The following is a 2,775-nucleotide window of genomic DNA, read 5'->3' on the forward strand; positions in this document are numbered from 1 at the left end:
AGCTGGCGAGACGTTTTCGTCTCCGGGACAAAGTACTCGCGACGGTTTTTGGAGCAAACACAGATGGGCTGAGAGGGTTTCCACTGGAGAACGGACGCGGCGTCAGGCGGAAGCGAATTGAGTCTCAATTTCGATTGGCGTCGTCCCCGCGCAATTAAATTGACAAACGATGGTGGCTCCGTACATGCTAAGAGTAAGCTCACCCCCGAAAAAAGGTTTCCCGCCCATGATTCGCAAGGTCTGTAGCGACGGCGTTGGCTACTCGGTGGTGGATCTCACCGACGTCCGGCACGTTTTTGCGGCGGCGGTGCCGCGAGTTTCCGGTGACCTAGCCACGCAAACCTGGGACGCCTTGCGCACGATCGAATCGGTCATGAAAGAGGAAAGCACGCTCGGTTCGATCGTGCATCAGGTCGTCTTTCTCGCCGATGACTCCAAACTTGCCGAATGCCGCGACGTGATGCGGGAGTTTTACGGGCCGGAATTCCCCGCCACCACCTACGTCCCTCAAAAGCCGTGCCACGGCGCCCTCGTGTCGATCGAGGCACTGGGTGTGGGTCGGAAGAAAGGCGATGTGACTATCGAGCGCAAGAGCGAACAGCTCGTGATCGCGTCGCACAACGGTGTCTCATGGATCCACTGTGCGCATGTCACTCCTGATCCAGAGGTGGACGGGGTTTACCAACAGGCACTCAACGCGTTCAGCAAGATGCGGGGAATTCTAGGGTCTGTGGGAGTCGACTTTGCCCAGGTCATTCGCACCTGGCTTTACCTAGGAGGGATTGTCGAGGGTGAAGGCGACAAACAGCGGTACAAGGAATTGAATCGCGCTCGGGCGGACTTTTACCAAAACATTCGTTTTCTCACCAACTATCTGCCCGTGGAAAAAGGGGCCGTCTATCCGGCAAGCACGGGAATCGGTGTCGATGGGCACCACCTCATCATGAGTTGCATCGCCATGAAGACGGATCGCCGGGACATTGTGGCCATGCCGTTGGAAAACCCCCGACAAACCCCGGCTTTTGGCTACGGGTGCGAGTACGGTCCGAAAAGCCCGAAGTTCTCCCGGGCCATGGCGCTCTCATGTGGCTCGTACGCGACGATTTTCATCTCGGGCACGGCGAGCATCACGAATTCCGAAACACGTCACATTGGGGATGTGGAAAAGCAAACGGAAGAGACTCTCGACAATATCGCAGCCCTCGTAAGCGAGGAAAATCTCGCCCGCCACAATCTCCCCCGATTGGGAACGACCCTCAATCAGTTGGCCCTTGTGCGAGTGTACATCAAGAATCCAGCCGACTATTCCAAGGTGAAAGCGATCTGCGATCGCCGCCTGGGTGAGGTACCCACCATTTACGCCATCGCCGATGTCTGCCGACCCGAGCTTCTTGTGGAAATCGAGGGCGTGGCATTCTCGCACCTGAAATGTGATAACGGCCACTGCTGAGCGCGATGCACTCAATGCCAGCTTCGGGGAAGAGAGGTCTGCGATCACATGCGCAGGCGGCTTTCGCTGCAGCGGAAAGTAAACCGGGATTGCCGCGATTACTGATGGGTCATCCCGAGGCGCGACCCACAGCGTGCACCAGGGCATCGCGTAGTTCCGGAAATCTCCAGTGAAACCCGGCCTCTTGCAGCCGTTCTGGATGCACGCAGGCACTGGCAAGGAGGACCTCCCGGGCCATCTCTCCGAAAAGCACCCGCAACAATAAGGCCGGGACCGGGAAAATGGCCGGCCGGTGAAGCACACGTCCCAACGTGTGCGCAAATTCCCTGTTACGCACCGGGTTCGGGCTCACAATGTTGAACGGGCCCGTACACTCTTCACGCTCCAACAGAAACAAGATGGCCTGAACGGCGTCCTCAAGCAGAATCCAGCTCCACCACATTCTGCCGCTGCCAATCGGCCCGCCTAACCCCCATTTAAAAATTGGCAACAGCCGTTGGAGGGCCCCGCCTTCCGACGAAAGGACCTGCCCGAATCGAAGACCGACCCACCGAATGCCATGGGCCTGTGCCTCCTGAGCCGCGGTCTCCCACTCCACGCAGGTTTGGGCCAGAAAACCACTCCCGGCAGGAGACTGCTCGGTGAGCGGCTCTTCGCCTCGATCACCGTAAAACCCGATGGCTGAAGCACAGAGAAACGTGTGGGGCTTTTTTTGAAAACTTGCCAGCGTACGGACGAGCAATCGCGTGCTGGCGATGCGGCTGGTCCGAATTTCTTCCTTGACCGCTCTATTCCACCGAGAGGCCACCGATCTTCCGGCCAGATGAATGGCCGCGTCGATGCCCTCCAACTGAGACACGTTGTCGATGCGCGTTCGGGCATCCCAGTAAACTTCGCCGTCGCCGGCGGGAGGTCGTCGCACAAGCACGAGAAGATCATGTCCCTGGCGTCGCAGCTCATGCGCGACCGCCCGCCCAATCAGGCCCGAACTTCCCGAGAGGAGAATTCTCATGATGTGTACTCTAAAATAAGGGGGCCCGGGATTTGGGCCAATCAAGTTACCCCACGCGGGAGAACCAACATCGGGAACCGAATTCGTGCCTACTCACCTTCAGTCGGTGTGGAAGACTTCGGGAATCGGCTTCCACCATTTACCCTCGGGCGTCCCCGGCAATCGAATTTGGCAGGGATCGGTCTCCTTCCACCAGCGCTGTGTTTCCGGGTCAGCCGCGATTTTGGCCATATCGGCTTCGTAATCGTCACCGATGTATTCGTAGTAACTAAAAAGATAGAGTTTTCCGTCCAGCTCGGCCAGATAGATTGAG

Annotated in this window: 3 protein-coding genes; 1 reads left to right on the plus strand and 2 read right to left on the minus strand. The window is 57.9% G+C overall.

The window, feature by feature from the left end; translation table 11 throughout:
• Positions 1-226: 226 nt before the first annotated feature.
• Complete coding sequence (locus H5U08_RS14990) at positions 227-1,450, plus strand: Rid family hydrolase (RefSeq protein WP_297034795.1); 1,224 nt, start codon at positions 227-229, stop codon at positions 1,448-1,450.
• 109 nt (positions 1,451-1,559) lie between these two features.
• Here H5U08_RS14990 and H5U08_RS14995 read toward each other — a convergent pair whose 3' ends face one another.
• Together H5U08_RS14995 and H5U08_RS15000 are read right to left on the minus strand one after the other, a co-directional pair.
• Positions 1,560-2,462: a TIGR01777 family oxidoreductase gene (locus tag H5U08_RS14995; protein WP_297034797.1), complete on the minus strand. Its 903-nt coding sequence runs from the start codon at positions 2,460-2,462 to the stop codon at positions 1,560-1,562.
• 99 nt (positions 2,463-2,561) lie between these two features.
• The coding region (locus H5U08_RS15000) for an L-rhamnose mutarotase (RefSeq protein ID WP_297034800.1) at positions 2,562-2,775 on the minus strand (214 nt) is incomplete at its 5' end.

The organism is Thermogutta sp., from assembly GCF_014359955.1.
In the GTDB taxonomy this organism is placed as follows: domain Bacteria; phylum Planctomycetota; class Planctomycetia; order Pirellulales; family Thermoguttaceae; genus Thermogutta.

Bases quoted from the DNA above. Each gene is read 5' to 3' on its own strand.
- H5U08_RS14990 (WP_297034795.1), top strand. From the start codon at position 227: ATGATTCGCAAGGTCTGTAGCGACGGCGTTGGCTACTCGGTGGTGGAT.
- H5U08_RS14995 (WP_297034797.1), bottom strand. From the start codon at position 2,462: ATGAGAATTCTCCTCTCGGGAAGTTCGGGCCTGATTGGGCGGGCGGTC.